Here is a 19006-nt window from a genome sequence, read left to right on the forward strand (position 1 = left end):
TTCCAATCTCCCGACGAGGCTCGGCGCCCGGGCTCACAGTCCCGGATTCTGCATCGCCAGTAAAGTTGCAACCGGAAAATGCGATCCGGGGCCGGGAAGAAACGCATCCGTGGACCCGTTGGTTTTCGACAACGCATCGTGCGAACGTCGCGGTATCCGGATGCTCGAATTCGACGGGCGACAGGATTCCATCTTCCGTCCGTTCGATCGCCAGGGCGGGCACCACATGGACTACGTCGAGTTCATCGGCGAGTGCGCGGACCTGCCCTATGCCGAGTTCGCCGCCGAGATGCGCAGGGCCTGCCCCGGATGCTGGAATTCCTGGAGCAGGAGCGCATGGCGAGCCGGTGACCGGGCTCCCTAACCCGAACTGCCGGGCGCTCTCAGCGGGACAACAAAGGTCCCGCGCTCCAGGCTGGTGACGATGAGCTGGCCGGACTGAATAGCCATGAGCGCGCTGACCGCCTTGCCCTGTCGCACCTGGGCAGCGCCCGAGGTTGCCAGGGCTTCGGCCACGCCAGGCCCGTGCTCGAGGATCTCCTCCGAGGTGAACCCGGCCCGCAGCATCACGTGGGCCAGAAGCCCCGGCTCCACGAAGGTGGCTTCCCCGTTGACCACGGGCATCACGGTCTGCTTGCTCCGCGCGACATTGGGAGCCAGCGTCGCTGTGGTCGTGCAGCCGGTGACCGCCAGGACCGGAACAAGCGTGACAATGCAGGAAGCCAGCTTCGTCCTGGCGGCAGGCCGCATCATTCGATGCCCTCGACGGTCTTGAGGCGATCGAGCGCGGTCGCAAGCTGGTCGCGGTAGCTCGCCTTGTCGATGCCGGCCGGCGGCGCCAGGCGGCCATGGCCGGCTTTCGCGATGCTGCTCTGCGGATCGACGATCGTTGCGGTCACGAAGATCGCGACCTGGCGCGCCTGGTGATCCAGCTTGTCGGTGCGGAAGGCCCGGCCAAGCAAGGGCAGTTCTCCCATCGCGGGCACACCGGATTTGCCCAGTTGCATGCGCGTATCGACAAGCCCGGCGATGGCGGCCGTGCCTCCGTCCTTGATCCGCACCGTGCTGTGCGCCCTGCGCCGGCTGACCACCGGGTAATTCTTGTCGCCGCGCGCAATCACGTCGCTGACCTCGATGTTCATGTCGAGGGTCAGAAAGCCGTTCCGGCCGATCCTCGGCGTGATGCCAAGGATCGTCCCGGTCTCGATTTCCTTGAGATCCGACTGGACGTAGATCCCCTGCGGCGTCGTGATCGGGAAATACTCGGAGGTCGTGACGCGGATCTCGGCCTCCTTGCCATCCTGGGCCATGACCTGCGGGCTGGAGATGATGGTCGCCTCGTTGTTCTGCGTCAGCAGGTTCAGCGTCAGCGACAGCGCGTCGGTGAACGTGCTGTCCGGCGTATAGCCGATGCTGACCTGCCAGGGCCACTTGACGGCACTGCCGATCACCGTCCCCGCCGTCACCTTGGGAAAGGTCCAGGCGCCACCGAGATTGAGCAGGTTGGCGCGGTCGAGGGCAACGACGCGGGCGGTCAGCGTGACTTCCCGTTGCGCCACGTCGACCGCGGAAACGGAAGCGAGCACATCGCCGACGACGGTTCCGGGCGCACTGACCGAAAGGGTGTTGGTCGCTTCATCCGCCTGGATGTAGGCCTGCACGGATTTCGGAAGAAGGGCCATCGCGGACTTTGCCGTGATGTTGTTCAGCTTCACCAGTCGTGTCGGGTAGATGGCCGGAACATCGAAGGCACCGGGGCTGCGTGGCCGGTCAAGCGCGGCGATCTGCTCCAGGATCCGGCTGACCGTATCTTGTGGCGCCGTGATCGCAAGCGTGTTCCGGTCCGTATCGGGCCGCACGAAGCGCTGCAGACCCTCGGGGAGAAGGCTCCGCGCCGTGGCCGCACGCACATTGTCGAGCGTCACGAAGACCGTCCTCTTGCCGGAAGGCACGTCGAGTTTCGCGACATCGGCGACGATCCGGTCCATCAGCACGATTGGCGCCGTGACGGCCAGGGCATCGTTTTTTTCGTCGACGCGGACGAAGCGCTGCAATGTCGGCGGGAGGAGGCTCATGACCGTCTCCGCTTCCAGGTGCTTGAGCCGGACGAGACGTGTCTGCGCAACCGAGTAGAAATCGCCGGAGGATTCGTCAGCGCTGAAGACGAGGTAATATCCCTGTTTCCGGACAAAGTGATAGCCGGTGCCGGCAAGCAGAAGCCGAAGCGCCGACTCCACGCTGGCATTTGTCAGCTGGACCGAGACGACGCCCTGAACGCCGGGCTCGGCGATGATGTTCACCTCCGCTTGCGCGGCGACATCCTGAAGCGCCTGGCGCAGGTCCGTTTCCAGGAAGACGTTGTTGACGACCTTTTCCCGGTCCCTCGCGACCGCCGCCTGTGCTGCCATCGCGACCAGGACAATGCAGACAACCGCTCTTGCCAGATTCCGCCAACTCATGACCCCTACCCTCGCGCATTATCCCTGGCCGCTGCAGCCGCAGGGCCCTGTTTGTCCCCGTCAGCGATTCTCAGCCGTCAAGGTGATCCGGACAGTGCCCCTGTAGTCCCCGGGCTCGGCCGGACGGCCACTCGGCGTCCATGTCCGTTCGGCCACAAGGTAGATGACACCCGTCGTCTGCCCCCGGCGGCGAACCATGTCGGCTGTCAGTTCCCGCGTTCCGGCACCGTCGCGTCCGGGCAGCGTCGCGGTTCGGGAACGCCATGACCACGGCCCGTCCACATGTCGTCCATGACGCGATTCGCGGTCGTCCCGGCCTGCCTGCCAGTGCCGGTCACTGCCGGTCGCCGGAAACTCGACGATGATGTTGTACCCAAGCTTGCGCCCGCGCCCGTCAATGGCTCGCCCGAGGTAGCGGCCGCTGCGCAGCCGCTGGAACCGGTCCGGGCTCACGGACACCGTGGCGAGCGCATTGCCCTTGACGGTAAACGGCAGCCGGACCGGCGGGATCGCCGGCCACCACCATGCCTCTTTTCCGCGACGGCACTTGTCGTCCTCTTCCCGCGACAGACGCTGTCCGGACTGGCGCCGCTCGTTTCGCCGGCCGCAACGGACCCGATCCGGGACGTGAAGGACAAAACCGGGCCCTTCGGGAAAATCAATCTGGGCAATCGGATCGACAACCACTTCAACGTCCACGGACGTGCTGTCCGGCCCGGCGGTTGCTTCCCCGGAAAATGCCAGGAGGAAAAAGGCAAGCATGGCCATGGCAACGGACATGGGAAAGCCGGCCGCCGTGTGCCGGGCGCGCCATACGCTTGCCGGGCACTCCCTTGAGGCTTTCACTTTCCGGCGATGCGCATCGTCCCGTCTTTCCATCTCGACCAACCCCTCCGTCATTCGGCGCTGGCCGGTCCGGCAAGGCTGGTCGCGGCTTCGCTCCTGTCGCCAGCATTGTCGCGGATGTCGTTCGTATCGTTTTCGCGCAGCGTTGCGCTGGAAATGGTGTGGGTTCTGCCATCGGCACCGGTGACGTCCTCCGAGGTCACCGAAAGCACGAAGGTCCGGGTCACGGATTTCCCCGTGCCAACGCGAACATTGGCTGCCAGTCCGTAGGTTCCGGCTTCCAGACGGGAAATATCCAGTTTGCCACTCAAATTCCGCTCGCCGAGCGGCAGAAGCGGTTCGGGTTCGCCGGACAGATCGGCGTTTGCAAGGACTTGCCCATCCGCCGACACCACGGACGCACTTGCAGCGGGCAAGAAATCGGTATCCCCCGTGTTGATGATCTTCATCCGCAGAAACGTGTCTGCATGGTCGCCCTCGACAATCGATACCCCGTCTATGACCGCGTCCGGGTCGGGCTTCATCGTCGCATTGCGCAGGCGAATGGTGGAAATGGTCTCGCCGGCGCTCTGTCCGTCGGGATAGGTTCCCTGGAGCACGAGGTCGGCATAGTAGTTTGCATGCTCGACACCGGATTTCGGCACGCTGGTGACGACGCGAACATTCTGCCGGCCTCCCCCGGAAAGCGTGAAAGCGTGAGGCTGGATCCGCGTCCAGGGCTCCGCTGACAGTGCATCCCCGCTCAACTCGTCCCGTTTCACGCCGGCCAGGCTCCCGGGTGTCCGCGCAGCCATGGAGATCCGAACCGGGTCCGGGTTCGTGTTCTCGATGCTGAGGATCGTCGTCCGCGTGGCACGCGGAACGATGTCGACGTCGATGGTGCCGGGCTTCAACCGGAGCGTCGCGTCATAGGCGACCTGCGCCCCGGGATCACCCTGAAAATCGATCTCCTTGCTCAACGGCGGAACGCGGCGACCGTCAACGAACAGCTTTCCCTGAAGGCGGTAGGGGCCGGACGGCAGGCGTCGCTTGAGATCGCTGCCCAGCGTCAGGGTTACGCCCGGAATGATGCTCCGCTCGGCGACCGGAACGCGCGTCACGGTTCGCCACTGGTTCGCGGTCTGGCGTTCGATGGTCAGTTCACCCCGCACGCGTGAAATGGCCTGTCCGCTGTTGGTGATCTCCATTTCGGCGGTGGTCGTCGCTGAATCGGGATCACCGTCCCGATAGGTCATCGTCACGTCGCTGAGGCCGGTGCGGCTGATGATCGGCCGGCCGCGAACGCGCACGACAACCGGCACGAGGTATCGGATCTGGACAGCGACGCCACCGGGATTGTCCGGCGTGATGGACTCCGCGACGATGCCGGCGAAATAGTATCCCCGCGCCGAGGCAGGCGGCCTGATCGTGACGGAAACATCGGCTGCCTGCTGCGGACCGACGTCCACGCTGGTCGCTGAAAGCGTGGTCCAGGGCAGGCTTGAGGGTGTATCCGTCCTGCCGACTGCAATGGTCCAGCTTCCCTGCGGGCTCTCCGTCAGGGGAACGAGTTGCAGCGAGACCTGCTGGGCCTGGTCGATGGCCGTATTCAGGACCTGCAGCGGAAGAACAAGGCTTTCGTTCGGGGCAGGATTGGCGCGCAGCGTCATGGGGCGCACCGAAAAATCCGCGGCGAAAGCGGTCGATGCCATCGCGGCAAGGATGGCAAAGGCAGCGAGGCGTACGCAATGCCGCCAGGAATGGATGAAACGACGCGCCATCGTCATATGCCCCGCCAATTCCGACCCGACCCAGGAGGCGCCGGGTATCGGGATATCCGGCGCCTGCGGCCGTCCGTCAGCGGTCCTGGACCCGCGAACCAGCCGCAAGACTCCATGAAGCGGCGCCCGGAGGGCGGCCGCTCCATCCGGTGTCGCAATCACATTGCCGGAACCTGCGGGGCAATGGTCCAGGTCACTCTTGCGGTCGAGGTGCCCGGAAGGGCCAGGTTGCTGGGCGTGGCAACGCCGTAGACGACCGGCAGGAACGTCTTGGTGACCTGGGGCGTGGTGAACTGGGCGAATGTCGCCGAAGCACTGCCTCCGTTTATGTCACTGGCCGTGAAACGGAAGGCCGCCGGGTCACTGTCATTGTCGCTGGTCATGGCGCTGTCGACGATTGACGCATTCGCAGGATCCCGGAACAGCCAGAAGACAACGCCGTCCGGCAGGTTGCCGCCCGCAGCCGTCACAGAGACACTCAGATCGGCCGCGACGTTCTCCGAATGAAACAGGGACGCGGACCGCGTCGCCGTGTCGACGTTGTCGAATGGTTCGCCGTCGAGCGTCAATGTGAATCGGTTGGTGATCGTCGACACCTTGACGATGGGCTGAACGTCGATGGTGACGTCCACCTCGTAGCTCGATTGATTGACCTGGCCGGCCGCCAGGGCCGGCGCTGCCAATGCAACAAAAGATAGAGCCGCGGCACTGCGGATGAATGTCGATGCGGTCAGTTTTGCCATGAGAGTTCTCCTGTCTGGACTGGCGCCGAAACGGGCCGGCGGAAGACTTCCTTCGATGCGATACCGCATTCGGTCATCACGGCGCTCCTCAACGCCGTGATGACCCCCGTTCGCCTGGGCAGGCGCAACGTCCACGTTTCACGAACTCACCCGGTCGCCGCCCCCGGAACATCAAAGCGGGATCGTGAAAGCACTTTAGTTCTTCATGATATTATCTTGTCGCGCCATACCATGAACATGGTATGTCCATTTCCGGGATGACGCGGAGATAATGGACAATGCGATCCATGCTGGAGAAGGTCAGCCGGCAAGATGACGGATATTGCTCGATGCCTGGACCCTCACGCGAAACGGCCGACATAATACTTCTGGAAGACAGTCTTCCTCTGTTGCGGCGATTTGCCCGGATTATCGAGACCTGGCCGCACGGACGGGTTATCGGTGCGTTCTCCTCGGTCGAGCAGGCGATTGCAGCGATCGGGACGACGAAGGTGGACATTCTCGTTGCCGATCTGAACCTGCCGGATGGAAGCGGGATCGATGCCATCCATGCGCTGAGGTCCTGCCATCCGGAGGCCCATGCGGTCGTCGTGTCCGTGCTCAGTGAAGGGCCGACAGTTCTGGAGGCCATCAAGGCCGGCGCTTCGGGCTACATCCTGAAGGACGACACCTCGTTCGACTTCATCCATGCGCTGGAAATGACGCTGGATGGCAAGTCACCGATGTCCCCGACCATCGCGCGCCAGATCATCGAGAGCATACGCGGAGCCCCCGACCCGGCGGCACGGGAGTCGGCAGACCAGGTGAAGATCCACCTGACGCCGCGCGAACGGGACGTCCTGACAGCAATCGCGCGAGGATTTTCCTGCCGCGAGGTCAGCGAGATGCTCGGCTTGTCGGTTCAGACGGTGCCGGTCCACATTCGCAACATCTACCGCAAGCTGGATGCGACCAATCGCTCCGAGGCTGTCTTTGAGGCACAGCGCCAAGGACTGATCCAGCCGTGACCCTTGGCGGACTGAGCAGGACGGGCCGGGTGGCCCTGGCCATGGCCGGCATCGTCCTTGTTCTCGCGTTGTCCATGCTGCCGATACCCGTGCCGTCCCTGGACGGACCGGCAGACAGGAAGGTGAGCCAGGCATTCCTCGTGCAGGCCGACGGCACGGATGCCCTGGTGTCTCTGCCACAGCAGTGGGTATCGCCATACGGCAGCGTCACTGAACGCCATTTCCACGTCACGAAGCATCTTGAGACCAGGCCCGGCCAAGACCTTTTCCTCTATGTCCCCTATTTTGAACAGAAGCTTCAGGTCTTCATCGGCGGCCAGGTTGTCCACGACAGCACGAGGAACCGCCTCTGGGCCGGCCCGATGAGCTATCTCTCGGCTCTCGTCCGGCTTCCCGCCAAAGACCTGCGCGAGGGTTCGAACCGGATTGACATCAAGGTGTCGACCGGCCCCATGCCAAGCGGAACGCTCTCTCCGATTTACATCGGGCAGGCTGGCAGTTTCGAAGTGGGTTACCGCTTGCGCTCCCTGATGGAAGAACGCCTCAAGCCCATCTTTTTCGGCATACAGGCCTTCCTTGCCTTCATCAGTCTCGGTCTCTTCTATTATCGCCGCAAGGATCACGTCTTTGGCTGGCTGGGGGCGACCATGCTCTGCGCCTGTGTCCTGGCGAGCGGTATCCTGATGAGCTATGTGCCGGCAATCGCGAATGTCTTCGGCTACCTCTTCGTCACGTTCGCGCCATTGACCGGCTACTTTTTCCTGGGTTTTTCCCTCGCCTTGATCGGCCGGCGGATGCCTTTACTCCTTTCCCTGGTCACCGGAACCGTCATCCTGACCTCGCTTCTCGTCCTGATGATGCAACCAGCCTTCGTGCCCGGTCTTGGCTATGGCATGGCACTGCCGACGACGGTCCTTTTCATTGCCGCCTCGATGATCCTGGTGGTGGAGCACGCCCTGCGCGAACGGAACGCCGGCATTGGCCTGTTCGCCTTCGCCCAGGCGCTTCTTCTCTACGGGATGGGGCATAACATCGCGCAACGTCTGGGGCTGGTCGGTGACGGCTTCCTCATTTCGCAGACGACCCATTCGCTTGTCCTGATCGGAACCGTCGTCTTTCTCATGCGCCGTCAGGCCGTCACGGCCAACTCGCTCGACATGTCCGCACAGACCCTGCGCCTGCGCCTGGCGGAAAAGGAGGCCGAGCTCACCAGGTTCTACAACGAACAGCAGGCATCGATGCAGCAGCAAGCCATCGAGACCGAGCGGCGCCGTATCATGGCCGACCTCCACGATGGCGTCGCCGCGAACCTGGCGACGATCGTGGCCCTTTCCGAGAGTTCGGATGATGTGACGTCCGACATCCAGCGGAGCGCCAGGGATGCGCTGGTTGATCTGCGCCTCGTCCTCGATGCGCTGAGCCTGCCGGAGAGCGATCTGGGATATGCGCTCGGATCGTTCCGTGAGCGCTGCCTCCAGCCGCTCGACCGGCTGGGGATCGAGGTCAAGTGGTCGATGATGGATCTTGCCGCACAGCCGCCCTTGTCGCGCGAGGCGATCCTGAACGTCCTGCGCATTCTCCAGGAAGCCACCAACAACGCCGTAAGGCACGGAAATCCGGAAACCCTGCGTGTCGTCGCGCGGCGACATCCGGAGGGATGGACCGAGATCCGCGTCGAGAACCGCGGTGGCACTGCCTATGACCCGGAAACGGCAGGCTGCGGCATGGGGCTGGCCAACATGCGCCGAAGGGCTGCTTCCATCGGTGGATCGATCAACCTCGAACCGCTGCCGGGTGGCGCAATTCTCAGGCTTTGCTTCTGAAACGGGAACCGGCGCAGGCGGCCCCGGACAGGGCGATTTCCTCGCCCGGCAAAGTGAACGGGGCGCAAGTGGCCGTCATGGCGCTCCTATGAGTGCGAAGGGCGCCCAGTAGGACGGGTGGCGCTGCCACTCCGGCAGGCCGGGGTCGTCGATCACCGCCAGCACCGCCCGGCGCAGCGCCTGTGCATACCCGTCCCCGGGGTGCCGGGCACGGTCGGCGACCATGGCCGGGACCAGCCGGCTGGCCGCCTGCGAATAGACCGACCAGTGCGTGACCAGCAACGCGCGGCTGCCGGCATGGAAGAAGGCACGCGCGAGGCCGGACAGGCCCTCGCCGCCCGGCTCGGCTCCGGCGGCCGTGTTGCAGGCCGACAGCACCACGAGGTCGGCATTCAGCGACAGCGCCGCGATCTCGCTTGCGGTCAGCACGCCATCGTCCAGCCGGCTGCCGTTTGGCGGTGGCGTCAGGATCAGCCCGGGTTCGCGCGAGCCGATCTCGCCGGCCACGATGCCATGCGTCGCGAAGGAAAGCACGCGGTAGCGATTCAGCCGGCCGTCCGCATTCATCGCTTTGATCGCCGTTTCCGTGGCATCCCGGCCGGTGAGCAGCGCCCCCGGTTGTCCGCCCAGTTGCCGCGACAACGCCCGCAGTTCGCAGGCCGTGTCCGGCAGGCGAGGCAGGGCGCGCACAGCGGCCGTGTCCGCAACGGCATCGTCACCGCCTGCGGATGCAAGAAAGGGCACCGCGGACGAAGGCGCGGCGCGCAGGGCGGCATGTTCGCCTTCCCCGCAACGGGCCGGACCGCCATGGCCGATCCTCGGATCGCCGACACCGAGGAAGGGATCCGGTGCCGCGGTCGATGGTGCCGTGCGGCGTGCCAGCAGGAAGGATGCCAGCGACGGCACGACGGAAATGGCGTGGCGGCGGATGAGCCATGGCACGTCGGCGATGGTGCTGTCCCTGGCGACAGGCGCGGTGACGAGCGCCTCGAAGGGCAGCGGCAGCAGGTCGGCCGGCGGGACGATGATCAGCGTGTCGGCACCGTCGATGAGATCGGCCACCGGCGCGATGACATCGGCGTAAAGGGCGTGGCCGGCGGCCAGGTCGAAGCCGGGCTGGTCGTTTCCGGTCCTGCTGCCGCTGTCGCTCCCGCCAAGAACGCCACGGAGCCCCGGCGTTGCCTGTCCGGCGCATCCGGGGTCCGAGAGCGCCATCTGGCACCGGTAGACGCCGGCGCGCCGCACCAGCGCCGACCGGCTGACCTCGCGCATCGGCGCCCAGCCGGCCCTCTCGGGCGTGATCGCGATGACGAAATTGGCCGAGCCGTCCCGCTTCGCGATCCTGGCCGGGTCGATGGAGGCGAGAAAATGCGTCACGATGGCCTCGCCAGGCCGGAGCTGCGCCTGGATTGTCCGGACCGTGACCGGTGTCGCGGTGCCAAGGCCGAGGTCGCCACCGGTCCGGGCTGCCATCTGGTCATCGATGGCCGCCAGCCGGGCGCGGATGTCGTCCAGCCGCTGGCGCAGCACGCCAAGCCCGCTCCGTTCCGCTTCCGGGCGCGACAGCAGGCCGGTCAGCGCCGCACGCGACATGTCGGCCTCGTCGCGCAGGTCCTGGCGCTCGCGCAACAGCGCGGCCAGGGCCGGATCGGTCTCGGAAAGCCGTTGCGCAGCGCCCGACAGGGCCTTGGCCGAGGCATTGAGCTGCGTCCATCGGATGGCGTCGAGCGCCGCATCCAGCGCGCCCGGCTTGCCGAGCAGCAGCCGGTTCCAGGCGAAGACCTCGAAACTCCACGCCGACTCCGCCAGGTGCTCGCGGTTGACCGGGGAAACCCGGGCACGGACGATGGTTTCCAGCACCTGGTCGGCGTCCTCGTAGTCTCCGTCCTGGAGATCGGCGACGACGATCTTCATCCGCGCCTCGGCGAGGTCCGGGGCATCCCAGGGCAGCACCCGTTCGAAGATGGCCACCGCGTCTCCCGCCAGGTCCCGCGCCTGCGCGGTTTCCCCCAGCGCTCCGTGCAGGTCGGCCGCATTGCCGAGGCGCATCGCCAGGTCCGGACTGTCCTTCGGAAAGAACGCCCGCGCGATCGCGACGGCTTGCCGGCTTTCCGCCAGCGCCTCCCGCCGATGGTCCGTGTCGGCCAGGATGGTCGCCCGGATTTCGTGGAACTGTGCCAGCAGGGTCTCGTCATTCCACTTGAAGGCGCGCCGCGCCCGCTCGCCTCCATGCAGGGCCAGCGCCCGGTCGATCAGGTCGAGGGCCTCTGCCGGCTCGCCCATGTCGCGGTTCAACTGCGCCCTGTTGGACAGCAGGATGGCCCGGTCGCTCGGCCCGTCCGGCGTCACGCCCAGCGCCAGGGCGGTGGCATAGGCACTGTCCGCCCGCGCGTAGAGCGCCTTGGCAAGATCGAGCTCCCCTTTCTTCCACTGCGCCGATGCGAGGTCTTCCAGAACGAGGAAAAGCTGCTTCCGGCCCTCCTCCGTCGCGTCGAGTGCCGCGGCTGCGCGTTGCAGCAGATCGATGGCTTCGTCGCTTCGTCCCAGCGCCTGTTTGGCCGCGGCAAGGTTGCGATAGGCGAGCCCGGTGCGCGCGTCGCTGCCCGTGCCGGCCGCCTTCGCGAAGGTCAGACCGAGAAAGGCGTAATCGAGTTGCACGTCGGGACGCTCGCGATAGGCATTGAGCGGCACGGCATCGGCGAGCATCCCCGCCATGTTCTCGACATAGGCGCGCTGGGCGTCCGTCATCGCGTCCAGTTCGGAAATCCGCTCCAGCGCGGTCGCCGCCACGCGGTAGTGTCTGGCTCGCATGGCCTGCGTGTGTACCCGGAACCGGCTGGCGCTGATCGTCGCCCGGTCCGCAGGCAGGTAGGTCTCCGTCACGTGCGCCGCCGCCTGCGCCAGCGCCAGCGCCGCGTCCATGTCCCCGGCATCGAAGCGCGCGTCGGAGGTTTGGCCAGGGCCACGTAAAGCGCGCCGAAGACCGGTCGCAATTGGCCGGGATGGGCATCGAGCAGTTCGTCGAAGAGCCGGGCCGACGCCACGTAGTCGCCGGCCTGGAAATCGAAATCCGCTGCCAGGGACATGGCCTGCGCTTCGCCTGGCGTGCCGCGCGCGCCGGCCAGTGTCTCGCCGACCAGCCTTCGCGCCGCATCCATTTCGCCCCAGGTGCGCCGCGCCGCGACGAGATTGGCCACTGCCCGGAACCAGGCGTCACTGTGGCGCTGGCCCCCCTGTTCGAGAAACACCAGCGCTTCCTGCCACAGCGCGCGGGAGCGGTCGGGTTCGGTCCCGAGCCGGAACAGCACGTAGGCAAGGTTGTTCAGCGCATTGGCGAACTGTTGCGGATCGGGCGCGGCCAAGCCGCGGGCCAGGCTCTCGGCCTGCTCCGAAAACGTCCGGGCGCCGGCGAGGTCGTTGGCGGCCAGTCTCTCGACCGTCTGGTCCAGCAGCGAGCCCAGCGTCTCGTCAGGCGCGCTGTTGGCTTCCAGCCCGAGCCCCAGCACCAAGGCAAGGGCCAGCAGGAGCGTGCGCAGGCCCACGGGATCAGTTGGCGTAAAGCTTGGCCAGGGCAAGCTCCAGCCGCTTGGTGTCGATCGATTTCAGCGTTTCGGGATCGAGCCTGGATTCAATGAGATCGCGCGCCTCCGCCAGTGTTCGTGCCCCGGCATGGCGGACCAGCCTGAGCGCCATCAGCATGGCGTTTCCGTCGCACTTGGCCGGGTCGAATTGCCAGTAGCGGCCATGATCGCCCTTTTCCGCTTCCATGCCGCAGCGGTGTTCCGGCGGCGCATCGCGCCAGAACAGCGACAGGATATCGGTCAGCGCCGACGGATCGTTGGCGAAATAGGAGTGGGCGAGCATGTCGGCCCCGAGCGCCGACATTTCCACGCTGTCGACATCCGACATGGCGATGATTTCCTTGCCGCCCTGGCCGGCTCGCGGGGAATCGCCGTGCAACTGCCGAGAGATCGCGAGCGCCCAGTCGTTGTTGGAGGCATAGAGCGTGGTCCGCGCGGCAATGGGCCTGATGGTCTTCAGCATTTCCTGGAAGAGCCCGGCATCGAGATCGGGCGCGGTGAACAGGACCTGCTCGAACAGCGGCGGCTTGCCGCGATTTTCCACCGCGAGCAGTTCCAGCGCGTCGGTCATGGCCCGGTTTCCCATGGAATGGGCGATGAGGTGGATCCGCGTGGCACCCGATTCCGCGACGATCCGCTTCAGCACGGTAACGAGCTTGCGCCCGCTCTGGCGCACCGAGGCCGTGTCGGTGATGTAGGAATAGGCGTTGCCGCGCGAGGGCCAGGAGAACAGGAAGGGAATGCCGTCGAACTCCATGTCGTAGGCGATCTGGGCTGTCCGCTTGGCCGCATCGGCAAAGGTGACGTTGAACCCGTGCACGAAGACGAAGGCTTCCTTGCTGCCGGTCCGCTTGAGCTGGCCCCGCATGGCTTCGAACACCTTCGGCGACTCCGCCGGCGTCACCGATTGCAGGACGATGTGATGCTTCGGGTCTTCGCGGAAGGTGAAGCTGAAGATGGAGGCCTGCTCGATCTGCCCCGCCTTGTGGTTGAGCGGAATGGAAACCCGGGCGGTGCCGTATTCCAGGTCGCCGCGGCCGCCGCCATAGAAACTGCCCGGCAGGGACGTGTCGTCATGCGCCCGGTCGGTGGCGTAGTAGATATCGACCTGCGCATACCCCTTGTCCTGCAGCGTGGTGATGTCGCGGCCCTGGGTCTCGACCGCGATCTTGCTGCTCGCAACGGCGAACTCGTCGGCGAGAGCCTTCGCCCCCGCTCGGGTTTCGTCGTCGGGAGCATCGGCGGACAGAGCGGCAAGCGCGGTGAGGATCCTGTCGCGCACCTGTTCGAGCCCGGCTTCGACCGCGATCAGCAATCCCTGGCGGTACTGGTCGATGGCTTCGCCCGGCGCACCGGCGGAAACAAGCGCGGCACCTGCCCGGGCATAAAGCCAGGCCCGGTCGCCGGGCGGCGGCTGATGCTCGCCCAGCGCATCGGCAAGCGCGACCAGTGCGTCGGCGGCAAGGCGCCAGTCGCCGCTCTTTCGGGCCAGGTCCGCCAGCAGGTCCAGCAGCGCTTCCTGCAGGCGTGGATCATCTGTGGCGTCCAGCTGGTCGCGGACGAGATCCGCGGCGCCCGCCGCATCGCCGGCTTCCAGCCGGTCGCGAATGGCCAGTTCCACTTCGCCGATCGAAAGGGCTTCCGCGGCCGAGGCACCGCCGGGCAGCACGGCTGGCCCCAGCAGGACCGCCCCGGCCAGGACCAGGCAGCGCAGGAGGCGGGGCAGTGCCGACGCTTTCATGGGAAAGGCTCCGGTTGGCGACTGTTCAAAAGCTTATCAGAACACGATGCCAAGTCCATGACAGGCATTGCCCTTCGCAACCACAGGTCTGTCACGACGGCGGCAGGGCGGACCTTGCCACCACGCGCCAGGAATAGGTTTCAACCGAGACATTGCGCGCTGTCGCCGGCGCCAGGCCGCGCAGCGTCGGATCGGCCGTGTCCGCCGCTTCGAAGAAGGCAGCTTCGACCGGCAGGTCCGAGGCGGAGCGCAGCGGGCGGCGCACGTCGTCGGCCAGCGGCGAGAGGTCGAGCGGCGGGTGGCCTGTACGCGCCGGCGCCATGACCGCGATCAGCGTCTCCGGTCCGCTCGAACGCTCCGGGCAATCCGAGCAGACGGTCCACGACCGTTCCATCAGCGACGGCTGGCCCTGTTTGTCGCGGCCCTCCAGCCGGTCGTGAAAGACCGTGATCGAGAAATCGGAGGCAAGGCGGATGATGTTGATGTCATAGGCATCCGACGAGCCGTTGGTGACGCGAAGCGCCACCCGGTCGCATTGCTTGAGCCATGCGCCGTCGCCGATCGCCGTTTCGCCGTCGAGGTCGCGTTGCAGCGCCTGGCATTCGGCCGCGGGATCGTAGCCGGGCGCAGCCGGATCGGTATCCGGATCGGGCGCCCGCGCACGCTGCATGGTCAGCGTGAGATCGGGATCCTTGCGGAAGCTGAGGCGCCGTTTTGCCCCTGCGATGGTCATCCCGAGCCGGGCAACGGAAACCGCGCGTGCGGCACGCCTCAGGACCGCCGACAGGGCGCGCGCGCGTTCCGCGTCGTCGCCGGCCGGAATGGGCCAGTCCAGGGCAATGTCAGTTGCGTCCGCGCGCGCAAGGAGAAGCGTGCCGCTTTGCGCGGTGATCGCGACATCGGCGTCGCTGCCCGCCAGGCGCACCCGCGAGCCGGCCAGGACGGCCGCCGCGCGAACCAGCGCGGCCGTGTCTTCAGGTCCGTCGAAGGCAAACGACACGGCATTGTCCTGCCCCGGGCGTGCAAGGCGCGCGAACAGCGCTTGTGGATCGATCGCGCCAATGCCCTCGCAGGCCGCGGGGTCAGGCCCGGCGCCGCACGAAGGGTCGATGCCTTCGGCGAGACTGCTCAGCGGATCGGCCCGCGTCACCCGCGCATGGCCGACCGGATCGGCGTCGAGGCTGGCCTCGCGGTAGAGCGCCAGGATATCGCCCGCACGCAGCCCCTGCACCAGCCCGCCATCGATGCGGCCGGCCGAAATGGTGAAGGTCAGGCCTGCACCATCGGAGGACCCGGCCGTCGTTCCCGGCACCGGCTTCCTGCCCATCGTGCCTTCCTTCAGCGGCGTCTGGCGGCGGAACAGGCCGGGAATGCGCTCTCGGTTCATGTCCGAGAAGACCGACAGGAACAGCGTGTCGAAATCGTAGTCGCCGCCATCGGCGAGGCGGCTGGCGAGCTTCGCGGTCATCAGCCCGTACCAGCCGGTCTGGTCGGATGCGCCGCCCGACTTGGCCACGTAGTTCAGTTCCTGCGCCGTTTCGCCGGGCTGCGCCGCGTAGAAGGCTTCCACCGCGCCCCATCCCGGCGCCGGGTGCGACACCTCGAAGGGCTCGGTCCGTTGCGGCCAGGCGGTGGCTGCGGCGAGCCCGAAGGCGCTGGGCGGCACCCAGCGTGCCCGGACCGATCCGTCTGCCCCGCCCCGCAGCGCCGTGCCGGAACTGCAGCTGTCGACGATCAGCCATACGTCGGCGCCCGTCGCGCGGATCCGGTCCACCGCGGCGCCGATCTCGTCGTCGCTCAGCGCATTCGGGATGGTGCCGTCCTCGCCGAACCGCGCTTCCGCATCGGCGGGAAGGAACACCTCGTCGAGGCCGTCATACTCGTCGCCGCTGGCGTCCGGCTGCTGCGTCCCGTGGCCCGACATGAAGACGACGGCCAGGTCGCCCGGCTTCGATGCCGCCGCGAGGTCGTTGAACGCCGACAGGATCGCCGCATGGGTCGGCGGGCGGGACGAGGTCGAGGTCAGCGTGGTGATGTCCCCGATCCCGCGGGCTTCCAGCGCGGAGGCCATCAGCGCGACGTCGTTGCCGGGGCCTCTGAGGTCCGGTATGCCCTCGGACTGGTAGTCGGTGATGCCGATGAGCAGCGCGCGGGTGGCCGCCAGCACCGGCTTGGGTGCGGCTGCCAGCATGAACGCGGCAACCGCAAGACCGGCCAGGCGCCGGGTCGCGCCGGGCCGCCGGAACAATGCGCATTGAAGGACCATCGCGCCGTCCTGTCCGTTTCGTCGCGGCGATCATAGCGGCAAGTCGGGTGAACGGCACCCCGCCGCGGCGCGAAAACGGATTGTCAACGCGGCACTGCTGGCCGACGCGACGCGATCCTCCCCTTTTGGGCCGGTTCACTTGGCCATGCCGGTTCGCGCCGTTGTCGCCCCGTCGGCGACGTATCGGTCAGGCGGTGCCATCCCGGTCTTTCAACCACCTGGAAAACCGTTGCTGCGTCTCCTCGCGCGTCGGCGGGTAGAGGCCGATGATCGAGTGGCCGGACTGGACGCTTTCCAGGACGAAAGCCTCGAAGTCCTCCATGCCGGCGCATTCGTCGGCGATCTCGTCGGCCAGATGGGCCGGAAGCACCACCACGCCGTCGCCGTCGCCGACGATCACGTCCCCCGGAAACACCGGCGCATCACCGCAGCCGATCGGGATGTTGATATCCATAGCCTCGTGAAGGGTGAGGTTCGTCGGGGCGGAGGGGCGGGCATGATAGGCCGGCATGTCGAGCGCCCCGATCCCCTCGGCATCGCGAAAGCCGCCATCGGTCACCACGCCCGCGCAGCCGCGGACCTGCATGCGGGTGACCAGGATGGAGCCGGCGGATGCCGCGCGGGCATCCTTCCGGCTGTCCATGACCAGCACGTGGCCCGGCGGACACTGTTCGATCGCCTGGCGCTGGGGATGTGCCTCGTTGCGGAAGACCGAGATGTCGTTGCGGTCCTCCCTGGCGGGGATGTAGCGCAGGGTGAAGGCCTGTCCCACCATGTTGCCAGGCTTGCGCGCCACGGGGACCACGCCCTGGATCACCTGGTTGCGCAGGCCGCGCTTGAACAGCGCCGTGGCAAGGGATGCAGTCGAAATCCGCATGAGTTTCGACCTGGTGCTGTCGTTCAGGACATGATCGGTCATTGCATCCACCCTAGAAGATATCCGGTTCACGGACCGGGGCGCCGAAGCCCGTCTCGAGGAAATCGAAATCGCAGCCCTTGTCCGCCTGCTGGATGTGCCGGCTGAACATCCAGCCGTATCCGCGCTCGTAGCGTGGCTCGGGCGGCGACCAGCCTGCCCTGCGGGCGGCCAGTTCCTCGTCGTCGACGAGCATGTCGAGCCGCCGGTTCGGAACGTCGAGGCGAACGATGTCGCCATCGCGAAGCAGCGCAAGCGGTCCGCCGACATAGGCTTCCGGGCTGACATGAAGCACACAGGCGCCATAGGAGGTTCCGGACATGCGCGCATCCGACAGCCGGACCATGTCGCGGTAGCCCTTCTTCAGCAATGCCTTCGGCATCGGGATCATGCCCCACTCGGGCATGCCCGGGCCGCCCTGGGGCCCGGCATTGCGCAGGACAAGAACCGAGTCGGGCGCGATGTCCCATGTCTCGTCGTCGATCCTGGCCTTCAGTTCCGGATAGCTGTCGAAGACCACGGCCGGCCCTTCGCAGACGAAAAAGGCCTCGTCGCAGGCCGCCGGCTTGATGACCGCGCCATCGGGCGCAAGATTGCCTCTGAGCACTGCCAGCGATCCCTCGAAATAGACCGGGTTGTCGAGCGGGCGGATGACATCGTCGTTGAAGACCTCAGCGCCGGCGATGTTCTCGCCGACCGTCTTCCCGTTGACCGTGAGGCAATCCAGGTTGAGCCTGTCGCCGAGTTGTCCCATCAGCGCCGTCAGCCCCCCGGCGTAGAAGAAATCCTCCATCAGGTAGGCATTGCCGACCGGCCGCACGTTCGCGATCACCGGCGTCGTCCGGCTCTTGCGGTCGAGGTCGTCGAGGCCAAGCTCCACGCCGGCGCGCCGCGCCATCGCGATCAGGTGGATCACGGCGTTGGTCGAACAGCCTGTTGCCATGGCCACCGTGTTGGCGTTGTCGAAGGCGCCCGCGGTCAGGATACGGTCGGGCGTCAGCTCCTCCCCGATCATGGTGACGATCCGCCGTCCGCACTCGGCGGCCATGCGGATGTGGTTGGCGTCGGCGGCAGGAATCGACGAGGCGCCGGGAAGGCAAAGGCCGAGGGCTTCCGCGATCGCGGTCATCGTCGAGGCCGTTCCCATGGTCATGCAATGGCCATACGAGCGGGCAATGCCCTTTTCCATTTCCTGCCATTGCTGTTCGGTGACATTGCCGGCACGCCGCTCATCCCAGTATTTCCAGGCGTCGGACCCCGACCCCAGGGTCTGGCCGCGCCAGTTGCCCCGAAGCATCGGCCCGGCCGGCATGTAGATCATCGGCAGGCCGGCCGAGATCGCGCCCATCACCAGGCCCGGCGTGGTCTTGTCGCAGCCTCCCATCAGAACGACGCCATCGAGCGGATGCGAGCGGATCTGCTCTTCGGCCTCGATGGCGAGCAGGTTGCGGTAGAGCATGGTCGTCGGCTTGACGGCGCTTTCGCTGAGCGAAAGGCACGGCAGCTCGACGGGGAATCCCCCTGCCTGCAGGACACCGCGCTTGATGTCCTCGACACGCTGCTTGAAATGGCTGTGGCACTGGTTCAGGTCGGACCAGGTGTTGAGGATGCCGACGACGGGCTTGCCCCGGAAGTCCTCGTAGTCGTAGCCCATCTGAAGCACGCGGCTGCGGTGACCGAAGGAGCGAAGGTCATCGGGATCGAACCAGCGTGACGATCTCAGTTGGGCGGGTTTCTTCTTCATGTCTCTATCCAGTGAACTCGGTTGACGCCATTCCGCGTACGGTTTTCTCATGGTGACCGGCAACAGGCGAGGCCGCAATCCCGCGTCCGGCCGGTTGCCGGACATCCAATCTGCCATCTT

Annotated in this window: 14 protein-coding genes; 3 read left to right on the plus strand and 11 right to left on the minus strand. The window is 66.3% G+C overall.

Features of this window, described 5'->3' with window-relative positions; genetic code table 11:
- Nucleotides 1-109 precede the first annotated feature (109 nt).
- On the plus strand, nt 110-364 hold the full coding sequence (locus tag CSC94_RS08640; RefSeq protein WP_133122846.1) for a hypothetical protein: 255 nt from the start codon (nt 110-112) through the stop codon (nt 362-364).
- Here the strand turns inward: CSC94_RS08640 and CSC94_RS08645 are convergent.
- The 5 genes from CSC94_RS08645 to CSC94_RS08665 all read right to left on the minus strand — a co-directional run bounded on the left by CSC94_RS08645 (nt 361) and on the right by CSC94_RS08665 (nt 5808).
- On the minus strand, nt 361-753 hold the full coding sequence (locus CSC94_RS08645) for a hypothetical protein (RefSeq protein WP_099305901.1): 393 nt from the start codon (nt 751-753) through the stop codon (nt 361-363). The two genes, CSC94_RS08640 and CSC94_RS08645, sit on opposite strands and share 4 nt — an antisense overlap.
- Nucleotides 750-2459: a secretin and TonB N-terminal domain-containing protein gene (locus CSC94_RS08650; RefSeq protein ID WP_099305903.1), complete on the minus strand. Its 1710-nt coding sequence runs from the start codon at nt 2457-2459 to the stop codon at nt 750-752. The genes CSC94_RS08645 and CSC94_RS08650 overlap by 4 nt, the downstream gene beginning before the upstream one ends.
- Nucleotides 2460-2519: 60 nt before the next feature.
- Nucleotides 2520-3239 carry a hypothetical protein gene (locus tag CSC94_RS08655; RefSeq protein ID WP_099305905.1) on the minus strand — a complete coding sequence of 240 codons (720 nt, stop codon included), beginning with the start codon at nt 3237-3239 and terminating at the stop codon, nt 2520-2522.
- Nucleotides 3240-3355: 116 nt separating this feature from the next.
- Nucleotides 3356-5065, minus strand: coding sequence for a hypothetical protein (locus CSC94_RS08660; RefSeq protein ID WP_133122847.1), 1710 nt, complete (start codon nt 5063-5065; stop codon nt 3356-3358).
- Nucleotides 5066-5223: 158 nt separating this feature from the next.
- Nucleotides 5224-5808: a hypothetical protein gene (locus CSC94_RS08665; RefSeq protein ID WP_099305909.1), complete on the minus strand. Its 585-nt coding sequence runs from the start codon at nt 5806-5808 to the stop codon at nt 5224-5226.
- A gap of 329 nt (nt 5809-6137) precedes the next feature.
- Here CSC94_RS08665 and CSC94_RS08670 point away from each other — a divergent pair, with 329 nt between their 5' ends.
- Nucleotides 6138-6815 carry a LuxR C-terminal-related transcriptional regulator gene (locus CSC94_RS08670; protein ID WP_099305995.1) on the plus strand — a complete coding sequence of 226 codons (678 nt, stop codon included), beginning with the start codon at nt 6138-6140 and terminating at the stop codon, nt 6813-6815.
- Entirely contained in the window at nt 6812-8638 is a 1827-nt protein-coding gene (locus tag CSC94_RS08675; protein ID WP_133122848.1) for a sensor histidine kinase, read from the plus strand. The genes CSC94_RS08670 and CSC94_RS08675 overlap by 4 nt, the downstream gene beginning before the upstream one ends.
- A 75-nt stretch (nt 8639-8713) precedes the next feature.
- On the opposite strand, the gene CSC94_RS25245 is transcribed toward CSC94_RS08675, so the two are convergent.
- The 6 genes from CSC94_RS25245 to araD all read right to left on the minus strand — a co-directional run bounded on the left by CSC94_RS25245 (nt 8714) and on the right by araD (nt 18886).
- Nucleotides 8714-9742 (minus strand): CHAT domain-containing protein, encoded by a 1029-nt coding sequence (locus CSC94_RS25245; protein WP_425356514.1) that lies wholly within the window; start codon nt 9740-9742, stop codon nt 8714-8716.
- Between the two features lie 1775 nt (nt 9743-11517).
- Entirely contained in the window at nt 11518-12180 is a 663-nt protein-coding gene (locus CSC94_RS08685) for a hypothetical protein (protein WP_099305915.1), read from the minus strand.
- A 4-nt stretch (nt 12181-12184) separates the two neighbouring features.
- Nucleotides 12185-13960 carry an alpha/beta hydrolase gene (locus CSC94_RS08690; RefSeq protein WP_099305917.1) on the minus strand — a complete coding sequence of 592 codons (1776 nt, stop codon included), beginning with the start codon at nt 13958-13960 and terminating at the stop codon, nt 12185-12187.
- Between the two features lie 91 nt (nt 13961-14051).
- On the minus strand, nt 14052-16226 hold the full coding sequence (locus tag CSC94_RS08695; protein ID WP_099305919.1) for a caspase family protein: 2175 nt from the start codon (nt 16224-16226) through the stop codon (nt 14052-14054).
- Nucleotides 16227-16413: 187 nt separating this feature from the next.
- Nucleotides 16414-17145, minus strand: a complete 732-nt coding sequence (locus CSC94_RS08700) for a ribonuclease activity regulator RraA (RefSeq protein ID WP_099305996.1) — start codon at nt 17143-17145, stop codon at nt 16414-16416.
- Between the two features lie 10 nt (nt 17146-17155).
- A complete protein-coding gene (araD, locus tag CSC94_RS08705; RefSeq protein WP_099305921.1) occupies nt 17156-18886 on the minus strand; it encodes an L-arabinonate dehydratase in 1731 nt (576 codons plus the stop codon).
- Nucleotides 18887-19006: the final 120 nt, after the last annotated feature.

The organism is Zhengella mangrovi (genome assembly GCF_002727065.1).
Classification (GTDB): Bacteria; Pseudomonadota; Alphaproteobacteria; order Rhizobiales; family Rhizobiaceae; genus Zhengella; species Zhengella mangrovi.

What these genes read in the sequence shown, in the direction of transcription:
- CSC94_RS08660 (WP_133122847.1), bottom strand. Translation starts at nt 5,065, where the DNA reads ATGGCGCGTCGTTTCATCCATTCCTGGCGGCATTGCGTACGCCTCGCT.
- araD (WP_099305921.1), bottom strand. Translation starts at nt 18,886, where the DNA reads ATGAAGAAGAAACCCGCCCAACTGAGATCGTCACGCTGGTTCGATCCC.
- CSC94_RS08665 (WP_099305909.1), bottom strand. Translation starts at nt 5,808, where the DNA reads ATGGCAAAACTGACCGCATCGACATTCATCCGCAGTGCCGCGGCTCTA.
- CSC94_RS08655 (WP_099305905.1), bottom strand. Translation starts at nt 3,239, where the DNA reads ATGTCCGTTGCCATGGCCATGCTTGCCTTTTTCCTCCTGGCATTTTCC.
- CSC94_RS08650 (WP_099305903.1), bottom strand. Translation starts at nt 2,459, where the DNA reads ATGAGTTGGCGGAATCTGGCAAGAGCGGTTGTCTGCATTGTCCTGGTC.
- CSC94_RS08700 (WP_099305996.1), bottom strand. Translation starts at nt 17,145, where the DNA reads ATGACCGATCATGTCCTGAACGACAGCACCAGGTCGAAACTCATGCGG.
- CSC94_RS08695 (WP_099305919.1), bottom strand. Translation starts at nt 16,226, where the DNA reads ATGGTCCTTCAATGCGCATTGTTCCGGCGGCCCGGCGCGACCCGGCGC.
- CSC94_RS08645 (WP_099305901.1), bottom strand. Translation starts at nt 753, where the DNA reads ATGATGCGGCCTGCCGCCAGGACGAAGCTGGCTTCCTGCATTGTCACG.
- CSC94_RS08670 (WP_099305995.1), top strand. Translation starts at nt 6,138, where the DNA reads ATGCCTGGACCCTCACGCGAAACGGCCGACATAATACTTCTGGAAGAC.
- CSC94_RS08690 (WP_099305917.1), bottom strand. Translation starts at nt 13,960, where the DNA reads ATGAAAGCGTCGGCACTGCCCCGCCTCCTGCGCTGCCTGGTCCTGGCC.